Source organism: Vibrio sp. Vb0304, from assembly GCF_033338995.1.
GTDB classification, from domain to species: Bacteria; Pseudomonadota; Gammaproteobacteria; order Enterobacterales; family Vibrionaceae; genus Vibrio; species Vibrio alginolyticus.
In genome coordinates this window covers 606,888-625,672 of the sequence record NZ_JAWOTT010000001.1, presented here as the reverse complement: position 1 = coordinate 625,672, position 18,785 = coordinate 606,888, and the positions used below count along the sequence as shown (strand labels likewise).

The following is an 18,785-nucleotide window of genomic DNA, read 5'->3' as shown; positions in this document are numbered from 1 at the left end:
TCGACACCATGTTATGTCTATCGGTACTTGCGAAAGTCTTTACCTGTCTGTTTCTCATCATGTAAGAATTACCCATTAAAATTATTTTTCTTTTCTCAGTGATTAAGAATTATATTTGTCGTAACTCCTACAACACGTTACAACACTCTCATGACGACAAACAAAGCTAATGCTAACCAGGTAAACGAAAAATCACTGCAGTTGTTAATGCAAGTTGCAGTTAGTCCGTTCCCAGTTTCTGCGAAAACGCTAAGCGAGCAATTGAACGTTCCTTTAAGCAGCCTTTACCGACACTTAAAACTGCTTAAAGAGTGGAACTTGATCGAAGAAAGCGTTCACGACAAGACATTTGTCGTTGGTCCGGCGGCATTATTACTCATGCACAGCTATGAGACCGCGCAACATGGGCTCGACATGGTCGAAACCATACTGGCTAGGTTGGTACAACAAACCGGGGAAATGGCCGCTTATATGGTACCAGCGGGTTATCGTGCGCTTTGTGTCAGACAGAAAGAAAGTATGCAGGCGCTGCGTTGCAGCTTCGTCCAGGGTCAAAGTCAACCTCTGCTGCGCGGTGCCTCATCTAAAGTGATGCTTGCTTTTATGCCTCAAAGTCGATGCGAGAAAATCTTGAGATATTTTAATCAAGATCACCGACGTGACGAGTGGGAAAAAGAGCTCACAACCATCCGTAAACACGGATATGCCGTCAGTACTTCTGAGATTGACCCTGGTGTGTCAGGTATTAGCGCACCGGTAATGAAAGGAAGCAAACTGATTGGCGCAGTCTCGGTGATGGCTCCGGCCCACCGAGTCGAAAAGGATAAGCAGCGCATTATTTTACATGTACTGCAAGCGGCAAGGGCACTACCACCAGAAAGGTAATTCATCATGTTAAGCTTTTTCAAACGCTATAAACTCCACCACACCGTGAAACAGCCGCAGCATTACCCTTTTTCTTTTATGACAGTGTGTGAGTATTTGCCACCCATGTCTAAGGGCGCGTTTGAATTAGCTGATCAAAGTTTGGAAAATGCTAGCGATTGGCTATACCAACAGCATGATCATGAAACCGCTGAAAACTTTGGTCACTTCAACCACGACAAGCTGGAAAATGGCGAGTTTCAGGAAGCATTAAGCCTTTCGCTTTCTCGCCACTCAATTCCTGTTTTAGTCACTAACTGTACCGAGGCAATCTTGTCCATGTTACCTGTGGTCGTATCCTATCGAGACGAAGTGGGTGTCGTAAATATCGGGCATAACATGAACTTGAAGCCGACACTTGAGCCACGCTTAGGCTCTGCATTCCATTTTGCTCTTTCTCGCTATCAAAACGTACGATTGTTTTTTGCTGGCGTCAGTGAGCAAGAGACGAAGCAGGAAACGTGGGAATACGCGGAAGATCAAGGTTGTGATTGGGTGACCGAGAAAGAGTTTTCTTTTCGTCATCGCAATAACGTTAAGCAACAGATCGGCAATTACCTAGACCACTGCGACCAAATAATCATTAGCATCGACCTTGGATCTCTAAAAACCAAAAACAGCCTTGATGGCGCGTCAGAAATTGATATCCAAATGGTTCTACGCACGATTAGGCAATGTTTGGTTGCAGGTAAAGTGCGAGCAATTCAGCTCGTTGGCGATCGAGATTGTCTGGTGTATTCGAGACAAACGAAAGCCATACTAGAAGAGTTATATCAGATGGCCCCACTCATCGTTCACGCTGCCTAGCGTTATAAACATTCAGAATCAGGATCGCGTCCTTCCTGATTCTGAACCAACATGCTTACTCATTATCCTTAACTAACAAATAGTTACACATATAAAGCGACACACATCACACTTACCTCTTGAACTAACCTGACACTTACGTTGTAATAAGGCCGCTAAACTTTGGTATGACATACGAAATAAAAATTAACCAAAGTTCAATAACTAAGCGGCTTCAAAACAAAAAAGTACCGCAGCTATTCCAATTTCAGTGAGCATTTGCTCACGCTCGCTTGATGCCATCTTGTTCCACTCATTAGGACATTTGATGATGCGTCTTTGCAGTATTTTCACTGCGGTTCTTTTTTTACCGCTAACCTCACACGCCACCACTTATGACGTAAAAGATCTATCTGAGTTAGGTCAACTTTGTTCACACAAGAGTTTTAGTATCGAAAGCGATGGCACGACTTATCGCTGTACAGGGAAACTAGTCCTACCCGCTGGTGATAAAATTGTCTCCTCATTACCGGAAAAAGAGATAACGTTAAAAGCAGATTATGGCATTGTGTTAGAGGGGAATAATACGATTGGTGAACCCAATAAACGTATCTCTCTACACGCCCTCGCTACCGGATTAACAGTTAACAATGAGAAAGCATCAAACCTCGACGATTACCAAAACAAACACACTGTCATCTATGGTGATCTTCTATCGGCTTACCCAACAAAGCTTCATAACATTCTCATAGACGGGAATATTAAGCTAACAGGTTCGACACTTCACATTGATGGAACGTACAACACCATTATTGGTGATATTTCGACACACAGCACGACCAATGTATTTAATACAAACATCTGTGGTAAGGTCGAATCACAAGGCGAAACACTACACCTAAAAACAAACCATCCTTTACAAGACCATTTTGTCGTCGGTGATGTTTCTGCGCACAAATCTCTGATTATAAAAGATATGTCGATCTATGGTACAGCTGAATCTGTAGGATCGTCAGCTACATTAAGTGGCTCATTCTATAGTTCCACCGCAGCAATTAAATACTTCCACACATTGAACTTCAACAACGCTCCAAATCAGCCTAGTCAAGTTTGTGGTGAAATCCAACAAGCGCCAGGAAGTGCACAAACGAAAGCACAAGACAACACATACACGCAATACTGTGGATTGGACCAGGCTGATTGTCACTACTCTTCCCAAATCTGTCCAATCACCCCTCAAGATGTTCCGAATTGCAGCATGCAGCCTCCATCGGAGAACGACTTAAACCTCAGCGTCACACCATCGGACGACATGGCACTGATGTGCGGCGACGATCTTCCGCAATTTACAGCAACAACAACCAATAATGGAGAAGTTGTAAGCGCAGAAGTCAGTGCTGTCCTATCACACCCTGACTTGTTCACTTTAGAGGTGGTTAAAGGTCAGCAGACATTAGGAGCCAACCAATTTATATCTGACGAGAATGGTGAACTTGTTGTTCGAGTGGTTCCGAATAATATTGATACGATCTCGTTAGATACCAACTACACACTAACTTTCACTATGGCGAAAGACACGAGCAAGCATCAAACTGTTCGCTTTATGTTTACGCCATTTATGTTTGAGGCCTACTCAAAGACGAAAAGCGCAACTTTAAATGAAATACGCGTTATTGCAGGTAAACCAGAAAACGTGCATACGCGATTGCTTGCTTGTGCCTCTACCGGCGAACCTGTAGTGGCAAGCAACTACAATGGTACGCCTAAGATTTTTCATCCATTGGTTCAACCATTAGGAGGAAGTGAAGGAAACTTTAGCTATTCAGCGGAATTTAAAGACGGCTTGTCTGAACATGGTCTTATCACGAACGAGTCCGGCATATTTGAAGTGACATTGTCCGATCATTTTGAATGTGAGGGATTTGAAGAATGTCCAGAAGAAGGCAAAGTGGAAGTGAAAGGGACATTTAATGTGCACTCGCGACCATGGACACTCGCTATTTGTGACAACCAACGTGCTTTGCCTTCTGGCACCTCTGAACAAGGAGAAGGGTTTCTTGCTGCCGGAGAACTTTTCTCTCTAACGGTGAAACCAATCATTTGGCAACCTGACGGCTCTGTAAGTGGGTCTGTTGAATCAGCACGCTATTGTGATGCTTCTATCACCCGTAATTTTACGCTTGATGACGCTCCAGCAGCATCGGTTGTCTTGTCGAGTGAGCAACATACGCCATCAGAGACAGCGAACCAAACCTCAAAATTGCTAAAAAGTAGTGACTCACTGGCTCAGGCGCATAATTCAGCCAAGAATGATCAATTCGTCTTTAATGGATTATATTGGGAAGAAGTCGGGAGCTTGAGAGTAAAAGCAAACCTAGAAAGTAAATATCTAGGTATGACTGTGAACGAAGGCTATCGTTACGTTGGTCGTTTTTACCCAAAATATTTTCAAGTGCAAGACCAAGAATGGCACTACCCACATGGCCAAACTTTTGCTTACATGAATCAACCTTTTGAGAAAGTCACTTACGATGTTGTCGCACTCAATGCGAATAAGGAAAACGTGAAGAATTACGTCCACTTTTCGTCTAACCTTCAACAACATTTCGATTTAGGCGAGCTAAGCTCATACTCCGATCGGTTTTTGCCGCCTAAGCCTAAGAAGGTAGACTGGAAACTACTGGGTAGCGCGAGTGTTGGAACGTTTGTTATAGAGAAGCCCTCGACCAATGCGACTTGTAACAATAGCCCATGCTGGAAAAAGAACACGACAGATAAGCAATATCCTGATGGCCCATTTAATAAAGGGACTAACAGTGACAGCAGCAAAATAGGTATAGTCACGACTAAAGCCGTTGATGAGGTAAACTTCTTCGACGATAGCGAAGTACTCACAAAACAACCAGACATTCGATTCGGTCGTTTGAACTTTCAAGATGTAGGTGGCAACCAAGGCATGGTGATCAAAGTGCCACTTGCTGTAGAAACTTGGCAAAACGGTCGATTTATGACTAACTTCGATGACAGCTCAACAACGGCGAATGGTGAATATTACTTCAGCACGCCAATTTGGTCGAATGCGCCTGCAAACAACGCCATGCTTTCTGGAGTTGGGACAATGCATGTTGGCAGGATGACCGATATCGTTGCAAGACAAATTGACTCAGCACGCGAGCAAATACAATTCCATCTGGATTTAGACGGCTCAGGTAATCGCATCTCTTGGCTGAAATACGATTGGGATAACACGACAAGTGAAGAGGAAAATCCACCTGTTACAGTTACGTTTGGTATTCACCGAGGAAACGATCGCATTATTTATCGTGGTGAGCCAAATATGCTTGGCCTAAATTAACGCGAAACGACAAAACAAAAAAAGCCCCTCAATTGAGGGGCTCTTTTCACACAGACTGTGTAATTTACTTTGCGCCACGACGCGCTTTCAGGCGCTTCACCATAGCAAGACGACGCTCTGCCGACCCTTGGTCTGTTGCCGACTGGTTCGGATTATTACGACGACCTTGACGATTCTTGAATGCTGGTTTTGAGTGCAGCTTTTCAATGTAAGATTCACGCTGTTTTGGTTCATAGCCTGCAAGCTCAATACGGCGAATTCGCTGCTGGATTAGATTTTCAACCTGAACAACCGTGAGTTCTTCATCTCGATTTACAAATGAAACGGCATGACCTTGTTTACCTGCACGGCCTGTACGACCAATTCGGTGAACGTAATCTTCCGCTAGGAAAGGCATGTCATAGTTCACAACGTGAGGTAAATCTTCAATATCTAGACCTCGAGCAGCGACATCGGTAGCCACCATGACACGTGCTTTACCGGACTTGAACTCTTCTAACGCACGACGACGAGCACTTTGAGCACGGTCACCATGACAAACCACCGCTTTGATACCATCAAGTTTCAACTCTTTTACAACGTCGTTTGCGGTCTCTTTGTAGTTCACAAATACCAACACTTGTTTCCAGTTCTTACGACCAATCAGCTCCGAAAGCAGTTCCGTTTTTCGCTCTTGATCAACTGGATATAACACGTGAGCAACTGTCTGTGCTGTCGTATTCGCTCGCTCAACTTCAATACGCTTAGGCTTACGCAGGATATCTTTTGCTAACAGATTTAGTTGGCTCGAAGTCGTTGCAGAAAACATCATAATTTGCGGATCAGTATCCACATCTAGCATGATCTTACGTACTGCGTGAATAAAGCCCATGTCCAAGATACGGTCTGCTTCATCAAACACTAAAAACTCTAAGTGTGCGACCGAGACATTACCTTGTTCAATGTGCTCTTCCAATCGACCAGGTGTAGCCACTAGGATATCTACACCGTTTTCTAATGCCGTTACTTGAGAAGACATTTTACGGCCACCGAAAATCGCAGCCACCGACAGGTTCGTGTACTTCGTGTAAGCTTTGATGTTGTCAGCAATTTGTTCAGCAAGCTCACGAGTTGGAGCCAAGATAAGTGCGCGAGCAGTCTTACGAGAAGCGCTACGGTTACTGTCTAGCAACTGCTGAATCATAGGCAGAGAAAACGCAGCCGTTTTACCAGTACCTGTTTGTGCTGTAGCGAAAATATCATGGCCTTTGCGAGCCATTGGAATCGCCTTCTGTTGAATTGGCGTTAACTTTTCATAACCGCATTCTGCCAGTGCTTTAACCACTTCTGGCGCAAAACCTTGAGATGAAAATGACATTGAGCGTATTCCTTAAACAAACCACTAAAAATAGCTTTAAAAATTTAGCCGTGCACTATACCCGAATTTGAGTGATTTATCTCACTTTTCTCATTGAAATCCTACAAAAGAAAAAACGGTGAGCACAGATATATTAGTGGTTCACCGTTTTCGTTTAACCTTTGCGCGATTTAATGTTTGATGCCAGATAACTGAAGGAGAATTCGCTCAAGCTCATCCCATGGCAACAGCTGAGAATCTATCACTTCTAATCGTGATTCAAAGCCTTCTAAGCTGATTTCATTCACCGACACGACTCGGTTGGCAACATTAAACGCGTAACAACCTTGATCCGTATTGACCACTGCTTTAACACGCTCTGCGGTCAAGTCCGAAAGCATAGAGAAAAGCTTTTCAAAATCAAACTTATACTCTGCCCCAAACAACCACCCACAACTAAAATAACCCTGCCCTTTGTTCTCTTTGCGCACAAAGGCTTCACCAGGCGCCAATTGGAATTGAGGCTCTTGATGAGCGTGGTCATGATGATGTGACTCGATATGGGAAGAAGCGCTGCCGTAAACCCGCTCAATATCCAAGACTTCTATCGGCAACTCACCGTCATGAATAAGCTTACTGAATACTTTTGAAGGGGATTGGTCCGTCACCCAGTCATTAAACACATCAAGGTCGTGGCTGGAACATAGGTCAACCTTACTACCAATAACCACATCTGCACTGTCTAACTGGTCCACGAAGTTTTGGTTAGAAAGATACTTTTCATCACTTAAGTTACGCGGATCAACCAAGGCAATCGTCGCTTTAAGATCAACGTAAGGTTCATACTGCTGTGAGGTAAGCGTCGCGATAACCTGTTTTGGATGACCAAGGCCTGTCGGCTCAATCAATAAACGGTCCGGTTTTTGACGCAATAATGCGGTGATACCTACCGACATCGGCACACCCGCAGTGCAGCACATACAACCACCCGGCACTTCTTTAATCAGCGCGCCTTGGTCGGTCATCAATGCACCGTCGATGCCAATCTCACCAAATTCATTGACCAAAACCGCCCAGTTTTCTTTTTCCGGTTTGTTCTTCAGTAGATTTAAAATCGTGGTCGTTTTACCGACACCCAAAAATCCGGTCAGTATGTTGGTTGGTACTCGATTTGACATGCTTATCTCCGACACGTTAGTGCATTAATGCTCCAGCAAAGTATACGGAGAATGTGACTCGCTTCAACGCTTTTTATCGCACGCATCAAGCTCATTACGTGATGCGTTGGAACACATTTTTCGAGCTTGTTTGGGTTGACTTATCAACTCTGAACGCTTCATATCAGACAGGTATCTACTGGTATAAATAACGCAAGTAAAAAACGCGATAATAGCGACTACGATGGGAAGAACTCCGAGCGTGTTTTCGAATTTAAGCGCAGCAATAGCCAACGCGAAAACAACGACAGAGATAAGTGCGATTGACTTACTTTTGTTGCTTTTCATAATAACTCGCCTTTCGTAAAGTTAGCCCCTAACACCTCCTGTACTAGAGGAATGCCAGTTTGAACAACATCCAACCTGACTATTCAATGCTACTCCTTTCGCTACTTGTGAAATTTGACAAAGCTAACATTTACTACAACATCAAACGACGAGCTTATTATTATCTTTCAGACACTTACTGGATTTTAAAACACTTACTAGCAAATCGTTCCACCGCTTACCAGGATATCGCTATCATTGGCAATACAAACTTGCGCCACCAGCTTTAGTCCTTCGACTATCATGTCCAAAGACATAGAAGGCTGACTGCCATCTGCTGCTTGTTCTGGCAATAATGGAATATGAACAAACCCGTGACGAATCGGATTGTCTTTCAAGTAATGTTGGATCCCATAAAAGAGATGGTTACATACAAATGTTCCAGCACTGTTGGAAATCTGGCTAGGTATACCCTGCGTTTGCAATGCTTGCACAACACGCTTTATCGGTAGTGTCGAGAAGTAAGCATCAGGCCCATCAGCCACCACGGGTTCATCAATCGGTTGATGACCAGCGTTATCTGGAATACGAAAATCATCAACATTAATTGCGACACGCTCTGGGGTTATCGCGCTACGCCCGGCCGCTTGCCCTACAGTAATCACACAGTCTGGCTGGTGCGCTTCTATTGCTTCAATAACGACTTTCACCGAGTCATATCGAACTACGGGGATTGGGCAAGTAACTATCACACCGCCTTTTATGGCCACAGCCTCTAATTGCTTGACCGCTTCTAAGGCGGGGTTAATGGCGTCACCACCAAAAGGTTCAAAACCGGTAATCAGGACTTTCTTCATAACAGCCTTTAGGAAAAGAGTTTTACAAATTATTGCACTCCCCTTCACCCCATCCAATAGCAAAAGTATTGATGAGATAAACCAGACAACATTATGTGACTCATGTCTAACCAGCGAGGGTTTTCACTTTATTGAATCTAGACAAGTTCCGGACTATCGAGACTAACTATCGATGATTAGTGGCAGGGCAAGGTTCTCTCATTACATGACGCACGTAGAAGCTTGGTTTCCACGCTTAACTTAGGTAGAGTACGCGACCGCAATGCAATTCGAAGAGATTGAATACAATGAATATTGATAACCATGTAATCGAAACGATTGAAGAGTTGGAGGCATTTCTGCATTTAGTAGAAAGCGGCGCTCTAGGCCTTGAAGGTGTCACTGGCGTTGCGCTAGCCACCTCTAATACCGATGGCCGTCCATTTGTTGCCGTATTAGGAGAAAAGCACCAATTGCTCCTTGGCCGCTGGGTTTCGCAGCACGTATATGACAATGGTAAAGACATCGTTCGTAACGGCCCAACCAGAAAACACTAAGCGCTCGACGCCACCTATAACATCACGCCGTCTTATACACCAAGCGTATGCTTTGAAAGCAATGCGCTTGGTGTACTCAAAAAATAAAAAAGAAAAGGCTAGCCTTTATTAATTTTGTCGGTATACTGCACATCAGCTCTTACGGAAAGAGCTATTAATGTAATTAAAGATCAAAGTTTCTCTCAGTTCCACATCGAATTCCTCGTTTACGTTCCTGCGACAAAATAGTTATCTCTAAAATCATATAGTAGCACTTGATATTAGCTAAAAATTCAATATTTAAAACAATCAAATATAGAGGTATCTATGTCTAATAAATTAACTGGTTCAGTAAAATGGTTCAACGAAACTAAAGGTTTTGGTTTTATTTCTCAAGACAATGGCGGTGATGACGTATTCGTTCACTTCCGTTCTATTGTTTCTGAAGGCTTCAAAACTCTTACTGAGGGCCAAAAAGTATCGTTCGTTGTTGAACAAGGTAACAAAGGTTTACAAGCAGCTGAAGTAACTGCACTGTAATTCTTTGTGTGGCATCAATGTTGTTGGTGCCACAATCCCCTTCCACTTATTACTGCCCTTACTATTCTCTATCTGAGTTTATATAGCCAAATCACTTACCTCTCCCACACCATCATTAATCACTTTCAATAAAGTCACTTTGGTATACATCTTTAGGTAATCACACAGTCTACCTTGCAATTCCAGTTTGGAACTAAATTAATCTCATTCATATCTGAATCACTTCGCCTCATGCTTTGCTCATAAAAATAAAGTTTATAAAATAAAAGCGATTGGCGAATATAAGAGAAAAAATGAAATTAAATATATCTGCTCAATCAATAAATTCTAATAACTACGAGCACATAATCCCTAGCTGAGAGATTGAGTTTGCACTGAAATGTCATTACATGAAGCCATTTATCGGACAACACTTCATAGGGACAGCGTGTGGAGTCACACACTTCGGGGTATTTGTTGAGTTAGAGGAACCGAACCGAAGGTCTCATTCCTTTATCAACTTTCCAAAATGGTGAGTTCGAATTTGATGCAGTCAAACAAAAAATTTCCAGCCAGAGCGCCACGTTTACTTTAGGGACCAAAGTGCACGCGTTGGTTAAAGACGTCGATTCGAAACAAAGAAAGATCATGTTCAACTTAAAAGATGCGGAACACGCGGTAGGCTAGCCTGTTTTAGGTTACTTTCTAATCCATTAATCAAAAATAAAAAATAAGCTTTTAATACCGCAATTAACTTGTGACATTTCGCTGACATCGACTCATTCTAAAACCCTAATATCTGACAAAGGAAACGAATCTAATTTTTGTTTCCAGACACCATCGCAGAGTGTATTTCCAGCACTCTGTTTGCCTCGAGAGGTTCTTATGACAGCCTAGGATCTCTCGAGGCTTTTTTGCACCTATTCAAACCACCTGATTCTACATCACAACTATTATCCCCTACACAAGCTGTACTTTTTAACTAGTGCACTAGATCGCGAACTCTGATTTAAGCAACTGATCACACAACCACTTCTAAATTTTGGGTATAAAAGTATCAATACTTTCGTTAACTAGGATGTAAATAATGAAAAACTCGTTTGATCTCACTATGCCCAACGAAGAAGGATACTTTGGTGAATACGGTGGTAGCTTTGTTCCACCTGAGCTTGAACAAATCATGCATGACATCAACGCAGCTTATGAGGAATGCAGCAAAGATCCTGAATTTAAAGCGGAACTCGCTCGCCTGTATAAGCACTTTGTTGGACGACCTAGCCCAATCTTCCATGCGGAAAACTTGTCTAAAAAATACGGAGCAGACATCTACCTAAAGCGCGAAGACTTAAACCATACAGGCGCACATAAAATTAACCACTGCTTAGGGGAAGCCATTCTCGCTAAAAAGATGGGTAAGAAGAAACTGATTGCTGAAACTGGCGCAGGGCAACACGGTGTTGCGCTTGCTACAGCCGCGGCATTGGTTGGCTTGAAATGCGATATTTACATGGGTGAAGTTGATATCGCCAAAGAACATCCGAATGTCGTCCGCATGAGAATCCTTGGTGCTAATGTCATTCCTGCCACTCATGGGCGCAAAACCCTCAAAGAAGCGGTAGATTCTGCATTCGAAGCTTATCTGAAAGATCCTGATACACTACTTTATGCGATAGGCTCTGTCGTTGGCCCTCACCCATTCCCTAAAATGGTGAGAGATTTCCAATCAATTATCGGTAACGAAGCACGAGTTCAATTCAAAGAAATGACCGGCAAGTTACCCAATAATCTCGTCGCATGCGTTGGAGGTGGTTCTAACGCGATGGGGCTATTTACTGCTTTCTTAGAGGATGAACAAGTCGCCATTCACGGCGTTGAACCTGCGGGCCGCTCTTTGCAAAAGGTTGGCGAGCATGCTGCAACACTCACACTCGGTGAGCCAGGTATCATGCACGGATTTAAGTCTTACATGCTTAAAGATGCGCAAGGCGAACCTCAGGAAGTGTACTCTGTAGCAAGTGGCTTGGATTACCCATCGGTTGGGCCTCAGCATAGTTACTTAAAAGACATTGGCCGTGTCAATTACGGCTCAATCAGTGATGACGAAGCGATTGATGCCTTCTTTGAGCTGTCTCGTGAAGAGGGAATAATCCCTGCTATTGAATCCTCACACGCTGTCGCTTACGCAATTAAACTCGCGCAGCAAGGAGAAACCGGCTCGATTTTGATCAACTTATCAGGCCGTGGTGACAAAGACATTGATTTTGTCGTTGAACACTACGGCGCAAAATACGGCATTGAATCACTCATATAGCCTAACTCCGTAGCCTAACCCTACATGCAAAAAGCTACCTGGTACTAGGTAGCTTTTTGTTTTTGTCTACTATTTTAAGAAGCAAGTCCCTTTACTCACTGCTCTCACTATACCTTTAGAGCATAATTCGATTAACCGATAAGAGCTGGAATGCCTGGAAGCTGACCAACAACAGCAAGGGAGCCTGCACAAACGATAAACGCAGTGCCAGGAATCAGATATTTATCTTTGCGCGATAGTTCGTTAGCACGCTCATGGTCGCCGATAAGCCCGAGATTATCCAGCAGCATAGTGATTGCCCAACCGAAGACTGGATTAACGAATGCACAGGCAAAAATACAGATACCTGCACTGAGTGAATCTTTATGCTTATGGATCATCTGCATACCCGCTTCAAGGAGTGGTAAGAATACACCCACAATCAAAGCAACGCGCAGAACAGGTTCCCACATTGCTAGATCCATTGGGTAGCCAATTACCGCCGCCGCAATACACATGAAACCCGTCAACAGAGCGCCACCTGGAATAGGACGCTTGGCAATTGCGGCAGGAATCATGTACGTTCCCCAAGAAGAAGCTAGGTTTCCGCCCCCTAAGAGTGAACCAACCCCCTGACGAACAGATGCTCCGACCATCGTGTCGTCGACATCCATGAGTACACCTTTCGCTTCTTTTGGGTAGTTAAGTTCTTGAAACACACGATGGCCGAGATAATCAGGGGACCACATAGCGACTGCCAGTAGAGCAAATGGAGTCACGGCAATAAAGTGCTCTAGGGTTGGCCAGCCTAGCTGCCAGCCTGTATCTTCACCCCACCAGTAGAATGGACTGAAATTAGGCAGGCCCGGTTCTGTGGTAAAGGCAAACTCAGCGCCCATCAAATAAGCAACAATACCCGCGAGTGCAGAGCACAATGGGATAGCGAGCCAACGTTTATTGATCTTGGCTAAGTAAGCGTAAACCATAACGGTTAGGCCTATGACCACAAACGAAATGTAACCTTGGTCCGTACTTGCAGCCCACGCTTCCGTCTTATTAATTTGCCCGAGCAACCCAACAGCACCAAGGTAGATCAACAACCCTCCTCGAACCCCGATACCAGTCAGAGTCATGAGTTTAGAGCCACCTTTGGTTAAAGCGAGAATTAAACCAAAAACACATACCATCAAACCTAGCGCGAGAGGGTGCCCTCCTGCAGCTGCGATCATAGGAATCAGCGGTATCATTGGGCCATGGGTTCCCGCTAAGTTTGCATTCGGGTTTAGGATGGCAGAAAACAGGATGACGAACAGGGCTCCAGCGATAAGTAATTCGTAACGCACGTTTTCTGCAATGAATTCCGGAGATAAACCAAACTGAGCAGCAAAAGCGGAAACCATGGCAGTGACCATAACCACTTTACCAATGGTTGCTGCTAATGCAGGTACCCAGTCTTCGATTTCAATACTGTAATCACGTGAGGGCAAATGAATTCCCCAGCGACGGAAACTCATGACGGTTAAATCATGATTTAGAAAGTCTTCTCGGCTTTCAAATTCATGCGGTTTTTTGCGCACATCCCTGTAAAAAGTCTTACTTTTGTCAGACATTGAGTCATCCTTTTATGTTTCAACGTTGAACTACGTCAACTAGAGTTTCGCTTGGTAGACAGGCCTTCGACCAATACGAGACAACACCCACATCAAACTTCTAGGCCATACTAAGAAAGCGGCATGAACCAATTTTGATTTTGAGCTTATTAAGCATGTGTTGCTATGGGTAGGAATATTAGACATTAGTAAAAGAACAACAAAAATCTCACTTATTACACAATAATTTAACATCGAGCTGGGACGCTTGAACTTTTAAGAGTCATTTTTGAGCAGAGAGCCAAGTAGAGCGGCCAATTCCGATTTATACTTTCAAGGTAGAGAGCACTGTGCTCGCATCCATCGCAAAGTAACTATAGATATCTCTACATTGTATACTTTGTTAAACTCCGCCCTTTAATGAGTAAGGCCCTTAAAAATGATGACTGACGAAGAGAGAATCGAGCTGCAACAGAACAATCCACTGCACGGATTAAAGCTAGAGACTATGTTGCAAGAGTTAGTGGATTTTTACGGCTGGGACATTCTAGATACAGCAATGCGTTTTAATTGCTTTAACACTAAGCCTTCGATTGCAAGTAGCGTGAAGTATTTAAAGAAAACCGAATGGGCGAGAGAAAAATTAGAAAACTTTTACCTTTATCGCTTTAAGCGCATGCCACGCGCGAGCGAAGAAGAATACAACTTACCACCAAGAGCTCGTACCTTCCCTCATGGCCTTGAACCTAAAGAGCCAATGCCGCTAACCGTTGACTCTATTCTTAAGTCACAAGCCAAAGCAGCGTCTGCATTTAAAAAGCGTTCACCTCGCGGACGCCCTGCTCGTCGCCAATAACACTATCTTGAAAAGCAATAGAGCCCTACTGGTAGCTCCAGCAGGGCTCTATTGTTCTTTAAAGGAATGGCTAGAAGCGAAGACTCAAGCTAGTGAGCATTCCTTTTCTCTAACAACTCCCGTAAGTAAACTCACATGTAGTTTACGTTTTCTATTGATTACGCTTTTTCTTCTTTTTACCCGTACCTGCCGGCTTCGCTCGCGGCTTCATTGGTAAAAAGTAGGCTTCACTCTGATCGTCTTCCACTTCAAAACCGACTACCTGCTCGCGTTCAAGTTGGAACTTATTTTTCTTTTCTATCACTTTGAAATGGTGGTAGTCGTCGTAATCGATAAGAGATAATCCTAAACCTACTTCACCAGCACGACCACTACGACCGATTCGATGCATATAATCAGCAGGGCTACGCGGAAGATCGAAGTTAATCACCACTGGAAGTTTTTCAATATCAAGGCCGCGTGCTGCGATATCAGTGGCAATAAGAACTTGAATCTCGCCAGACTTAAAACCGTCAAGGACACGAGTACGAGCGCCCTGCCCTTTATCACCATGGAAAACTTCAGCGGTAATACCGCGTTTTGACAACTTTTGAGCTAAATGGTTACAGGCATTCTTAGCGTTCACAAAAATCAAAGTCTGTCGCCACTGATGCTGTTTGATTAAGTGCGCGAGTACCGCCGTCTTCTCACCTTTATTTACACTAAACACGCGCTGCACCAAAGTGCTGGCTTCTGCGCTCTGCAACTGAACTTCAACAGGGTCGCGGAGCAACTGCTGAGCCAGCGTCGTGACTTTATCAGGGAAAGTAGCAGAAAATAACAGCGTCTGTTTCTTCTCTGGTAGTAACGCAAGAATCTTATTCAGTTCTTCGGTAAATCCGAGGCTCAACATTCGGTCGGCTTCGTCAAGGACGAGCGTTTCTACTTGGCTCAACTTAATCGCGTTACTGGATACCAGATCAAGTAATCGACCCGGCGTAGCTACGATAATGTCACAGCCACCGCGAAGCGCTAGCATTTGTGGGTTCACCGATACACCACCAAATACGGCAACCGTTTTGATCTTATCTCTGAGATGGTACGAGTAAGATTTGACGTTGTATGCCACCTGTGATGCCAACTCACGAGTTGGAACTAAAATCAGGTGAGAAACGAAGTTACCACGGCGATTGTTTGATCCGTCTTGCTGAACAATTTTTTGCAGGATTGGCAGCGAAAAAGCAGCGGTTTTACCAGAACCCGTATTGGCACCACCAATAATATCTTTCCCTTCAAGGATATCAGGAATAGCACGGGATTGAATGGGTGTCGGTTGGCTGTATTCTAACGCTTCTAGTCGCTCGACTAAGGTTGGAATCAGGCCAAGATCGGCAAATGTCGCTTGCTGTGTTTTATCTGTCATTACGATGAGTGGCTCAGTGCTAGTAAAGGCCGTGTATCTTATGCTATTTCGCGTCTGGATGTTAGAGATAATGGCCCAAACAGAAGATTGGTGAAAGAAGCACTATAGGGTTCAGGAATTTCCTTTCACTAACATGAGTTAATGGTTTCGGTAACCAATACTCTACGACCAAGATGGTAGCGTTCGCGATAAGCAAAGGGAAAAGGAGCCAGGCATTCTGACTCCTGTAAAACAAAACACATTGTATTTTGGGGAAAGAGATTACAAAGGCAGGCCACATCCGAATCAAAGGCTTAACCACACTATTTAAGCCCTGTGGTTTTGAGAGCTTAATATAGCTTGAGAAAACTCCAGGTCACTAATGTCCATCGTTGTCTATTTAACTAATGTAGTGGACTCGGTTGTATAGATTACTTTCTCCCAATACCACGGTTCTTCTTAGGGCAAATTTGACTGCTATAGCCACAATCGTTACTGATGTCGTATATGGAAATACCTGTTGTCAGAAAGGTAACGCGCCAAGATGAGTAATGTTGCATATCATCCTCGTAAGCCCAATTCCTTCACGAGGTAGTAATGGAAAAAATTAATTTATCCCGATATCTGATATGTAGCTTCGCCTTTGTGTTGCTTTATCCTACGGCAATAGATTTCTACTTGGTTGCTTTACTACAAATCGCCCATGACCTGTCTGCCAGCGAATCACAACTTCATATTGCTTTTTCTATTTACCTCGCTGGTCTAGCATCGACTATGGTTTTTGTTGGGCGAACTGCTGATTGTTTAGGACGCAAACCTGTTGCCATTTGCGGTGCAGTGATTTTTACCCTTGCATCAATGTTCGCGGGCTCTGCTGAGACCAGTAATAGCTTCCTAATAATGCGCTTTTTCCAAGGCGTAGGTGCCGCATGTTGCTATGTAGTGGCCTTTGCCATTTTGCGTGACACTCTAGGGGACCCAGAGCGAGCTAAGGTTCTATCGATGCTTAATGGAATTATCTGCTCTATTCCAGTACTTGCCCCCGTGATCGGCAATCTGATTATGATCAAGTTTCCGTGGCCCGTGTTATTCACTGCCATGGCGATAATGGGTGTTGTGATAGGTTTAATTGCTTGCTTTGTCTTGAAAGAAACCTTGCCTAAAACCAAGCGCACAACTTTAAAGGTGAGTGAAGCTTCGAACGAATCACTATCTAACCGCTTTTTCATATCGCGCGTTATTTATACATCTTTAGGCGTCACAGCTATTCTCTCTTATGTAAATACGTCACCAATGATAATAATGGATTCAATTGGTTTTACTCGAGGCGAATATTCAACAACGATGGCACTACTCGCGATGGTAGGTATGACGACATCGTTTTCAGTTCCATTTGCTCTTTCTTGCTTCAAACAAACCACATTGATGTTCGCTGCACAAATGACCAATTTTCTGTCGGCTATCGTTATTCTCGCGGCTCACTTGAATAGCGATAGTCCGACACTTTATATGGTAGGATTCACTCTGCTCAGCATGAGTTTTCCAATGGGGTTTGGTGTGGCGATGAGCCAAGCGTTAAGCCAGTTCTCACGCAAAGCTGGACTTGCAAGCTCTATGCTTGGCATAGGTCAGGTTTCTTGGTCTGCACTTTACATTTGGTTGATGGCGACGCTAGGTGTGTCGGCCGTGATGATGTTAATGATAGCGTTGGTTGCTAGTGGCGTTATTGGACTCTCCGTAATATTATTATTTCCAAATCATAACGTTAGTGAGCCTCATGAAGAAATCTCTTGCCCGACTTGATCTTAATTTACTGCTCACTCTGCAATTGCTACTGCAAGAGCAGAGTGTTACTAAAACGGCGAAAAAACTTAATGTAACTCCCTCAACCGTGAGTAAGTCTCTAGGCAAACTACGCGCTTGGTTTGATGACCCGCTTTTTGTGAATACGCCGCAAGGCCTAAAACCAACAAATCTCGCGACAAACGTGCAAGTGCTTTTGTCAGACTGGATGCAGATCGGTAACCAGATTGTTTCACTCAGAGGTGATGATGTTCCAAGCGGAGTTAAATTTCATCTTGGAGTAGAGTCGCCATTGTCACTCATCATGGTCGACGAACTGACCAAACGAATCCATGACTTTTACCCAGACTCAACGGTAAAGTACCATAACTGGGATGAGGACTCATTAGATGCCATCACTAGCGGTGAAGTGGATATTGGTTTTACTGGCCGCGAAAGCCATCCTCGCTCCAAAGAGTCGTTAGAACTGCTACCGTATTTCATTAACTTCGAAGTGTTGTTCTCAGATTTACCTATGGTGTATGTCCGCAAAGATCATCCTGCGCTCAAGCAAGAGTGGAATTTGGATACTTTCTTAAGCTATGCCCATATCAATGTAGCATGGGAGAAAAATGACAGTTGGGTGTTAGATGAGATCTTGGCTGAGCAGGGACACACTCGAAACGTTAGCCTAACGATGGCGAGTTTCGAGCAAGCTTTATTTGTTGCAGAAAAGCCCGACCATCAAATGTTAACCACAGCACCAAAATATTGTCAGCGATACTGCGAACAGCTTCACCCCAACTTAATAGCGTTGCCTATCCCCGTTGCTGAAGATTATCAGCACAAGCTACTGATTCCATTTACTATGATTTGGCACAAGCGCAATAACCAGAACCCTAAAATCGTGTGGTTGAGGGAGACGATAAAGAGCCTGTATGGCACAAGTTGAACAGTTAATGTTTAAGTACATTTAAAGTAAAGGAATAGACATTCTCCCCCTTTATGTTGTCAATAAGCGTAGGAGTGTGATCTTGCCTTCTATTAGATTAAATACTTGAAAATCTTGGACTCTATTATCCACTTCGAAATTGATTTCAGCTCATTTGGG

Annotated in this window: 15 protein-coding genes and 1 pseudogene; 10 read left to right on the top strand and 6 right to left on the bottom strand. The window is 43.8% G+C overall.

Annotated elements, in window-relative coordinates:
• The first annotated feature begins 150 nt into the window (after nt 1–150).
• From R7P35_RS02730 to R7P35_RS02720, 3 genes are all read left to right on the top strand, one after another.
• On the top strand, nt 151–885 hold the full coding sequence (locus tag R7P35_RS02730) for an IclR family transcriptional regulator (RefSeq protein WP_005386192.1): 735 nt from the start codon (nt 151–153) through the stop codon (nt 883–885).
• 6 nt (nt 886–891) lie between these two features.
• Entirely contained in the window at nt 892–1,731 is an 840-nt protein-coding gene (locus R7P35_RS02725; protein WP_033907142.1) for an arginase, read from the top strand.
• A gap of 307 nt (nt 1,732–2,038) precedes the next feature.
• Nucleotides 2,039–5,065: a polymer-forming cytoskeletal protein gene (locus R7P35_RS02720; protein WP_318091658.1), complete on the top strand. Its 3,027-nt coding sequence runs from the start codon at nt 2,039–2,041 to the stop codon at nt 5,063–5,065.
• A gap of 64 nt (nt 5,066–5,129) precedes the next feature.
• Here R7P35_RS02720 and R7P35_RS02715 read toward each other — a convergent pair whose 3' ends face one another.
• The 4 genes from R7P35_RS02715 to pcp form a co-directional block, all read right to left on the bottom strand.
• Nucleotides 5,130–6,422: a DEAD/DEAH box helicase gene (locus R7P35_RS02715; RefSeq protein ID WP_025768979.1), complete on the bottom strand. Its 1,293-nt coding sequence runs from the start codon at nt 6,420–6,422 to the stop codon at nt 5,130–5,132.
• A 170-nt stretch (nt 6,423–6,592) separates the two neighbouring features.
• Nucleotides 6,593–7,579, bottom strand: coding sequence for a CobW family GTP-binding protein (locus R7P35_RS02710; protein WP_017821090.1), 987 nt, complete (start codon nt 7,577–7,579; stop codon nt 6,593–6,595).
• 63 nt (nt 7,580–7,642) lie between these two features.
• A complete protein-coding gene (locus R7P35_RS02705; RefSeq protein ID WP_005375648.1) occupies nt 7,643–7,906 on the bottom strand; it encodes a hypothetical protein in 264 nt (87 codons plus the stop codon).
• Nucleotides 7,907–8,103: 197 nt separating this feature from the next.
• Nucleotides 8,104–8,742, bottom strand: a complete 639-nt coding sequence (gene pcp / locus R7P35_RS02700) for a pyroglutamyl-peptidase I (RefSeq protein ID WP_206952773.1) — start codon at nt 8,740–8,742, stop codon at nt 8,104–8,106.
• 287 nt (nt 8,743–9,029) lie between these two features.
• Between pcp and R7P35_RS02695 the strand changes: the two genes are divergently transcribed.
• From R7P35_RS02695 to trpB, 4 genes and pseudogenes are all read left to right on the top strand, one after another.
• A complete protein-coding gene (locus tag R7P35_RS02695; RefSeq protein ID WP_005375646.1) occupies nt 9,030–9,278 on the top strand; it encodes a hypothetical protein in 249 nt (82 codons plus the stop codon).
• A 306-nt stretch (nt 9,279–9,584) separates the two neighbouring features.
• Nucleotides 9,585–9,797, top strand: a complete 213-nt coding sequence (locus R7P35_RS02690) for a cold-shock protein (protein WP_005375644.1) — start codon at nt 9,585–9,587, stop codon at nt 9,795–9,797.
• 359 nt (nt 9,798–10,156) lie between these two features.
• Nucleotides 10,157–10,463, top strand: a pseudogene (locus R7P35_RS02685) (S1 RNA-binding domain-containing protein); the annotation flags it as partial.
• A 400-nt stretch (nt 10,464–10,863) separates the two neighbouring features.
• Entirely contained in the window at nt 10,864–12,087 is a 1,224-nt protein-coding gene (gene trpB / locus R7P35_RS02680) for a tryptophan synthase subunit beta (RefSeq protein WP_258457153.1), read from the top strand.
• A 131-nt stretch (nt 12,088–12,218) separates the two neighbouring features.
• Here the strand turns inward: trpB and R7P35_RS02675 are convergent, their stop codons facing one another.
• Nucleotides 12,219–13,676 (bottom strand): DUF3360 domain-containing protein, encoded by a 1,458-nt coding sequence (locus R7P35_RS02675; RefSeq protein WP_085569280.1) that lies wholly within the window; start codon nt 13,674–13,676, stop codon nt 12,219–12,221.
• 418 nt (nt 13,677–14,094) lie between these two features.
• On the opposite strand from R7P35_RS02675, the gene R7P35_RS02670 reads away from it, so the two are divergent.
• Complete coding sequence (locus R7P35_RS02670; RefSeq protein ID WP_005375544.1) at nt 14,095–14,511, top strand: VF530 family DNA-binding protein; 417 nt, start codon at nt 14,095–14,097, stop codon at nt 14,509–14,511.
• A gap of 151 nt (nt 14,512–14,662) precedes the next feature.
• On the opposite strand, the gene R7P35_RS02665 is transcribed toward R7P35_RS02670, so the two are convergent.
• Nucleotides 14,663–15,913 (bottom strand): DEAD/DEAH box helicase, encoded by a 1,251-nt coding sequence (locus R7P35_RS02665; protein ID WP_053307822.1) that lies wholly within the window; start codon nt 15,911–15,913, stop codon nt 14,663–14,665.
• Between the two features lie 576 nt (nt 15,914–16,489).
• On the opposite strand from R7P35_RS02665, the gene R7P35_RS02660 reads away from it, so the two are divergent.
• Nucleotides 16,490–17,695, top strand: a complete 1,206-nt coding sequence (locus R7P35_RS02660) for an MFS transporter (protein WP_318091655.1) — start codon at nt 16,490–16,492, stop codon at nt 17,693–17,695.
• The gene (yidZ, locus tag R7P35_RS02655; protein WP_033907131.1) at nt 17,670–18,626 is read left to right on the top strand and encodes an HTH-type transcriptional regulator YidZ; all 957 of its coding nucleotides are present in this window, start codon (nt 17,670–17,672) and stop codon (nt 18,624–18,626) included. Before R7P35_RS02660 ends, yidZ begins: the two co-directional genes overlap by 26 nt.
• Nucleotides 18,627–18,785 lie beyond the last annotated feature (159 nt).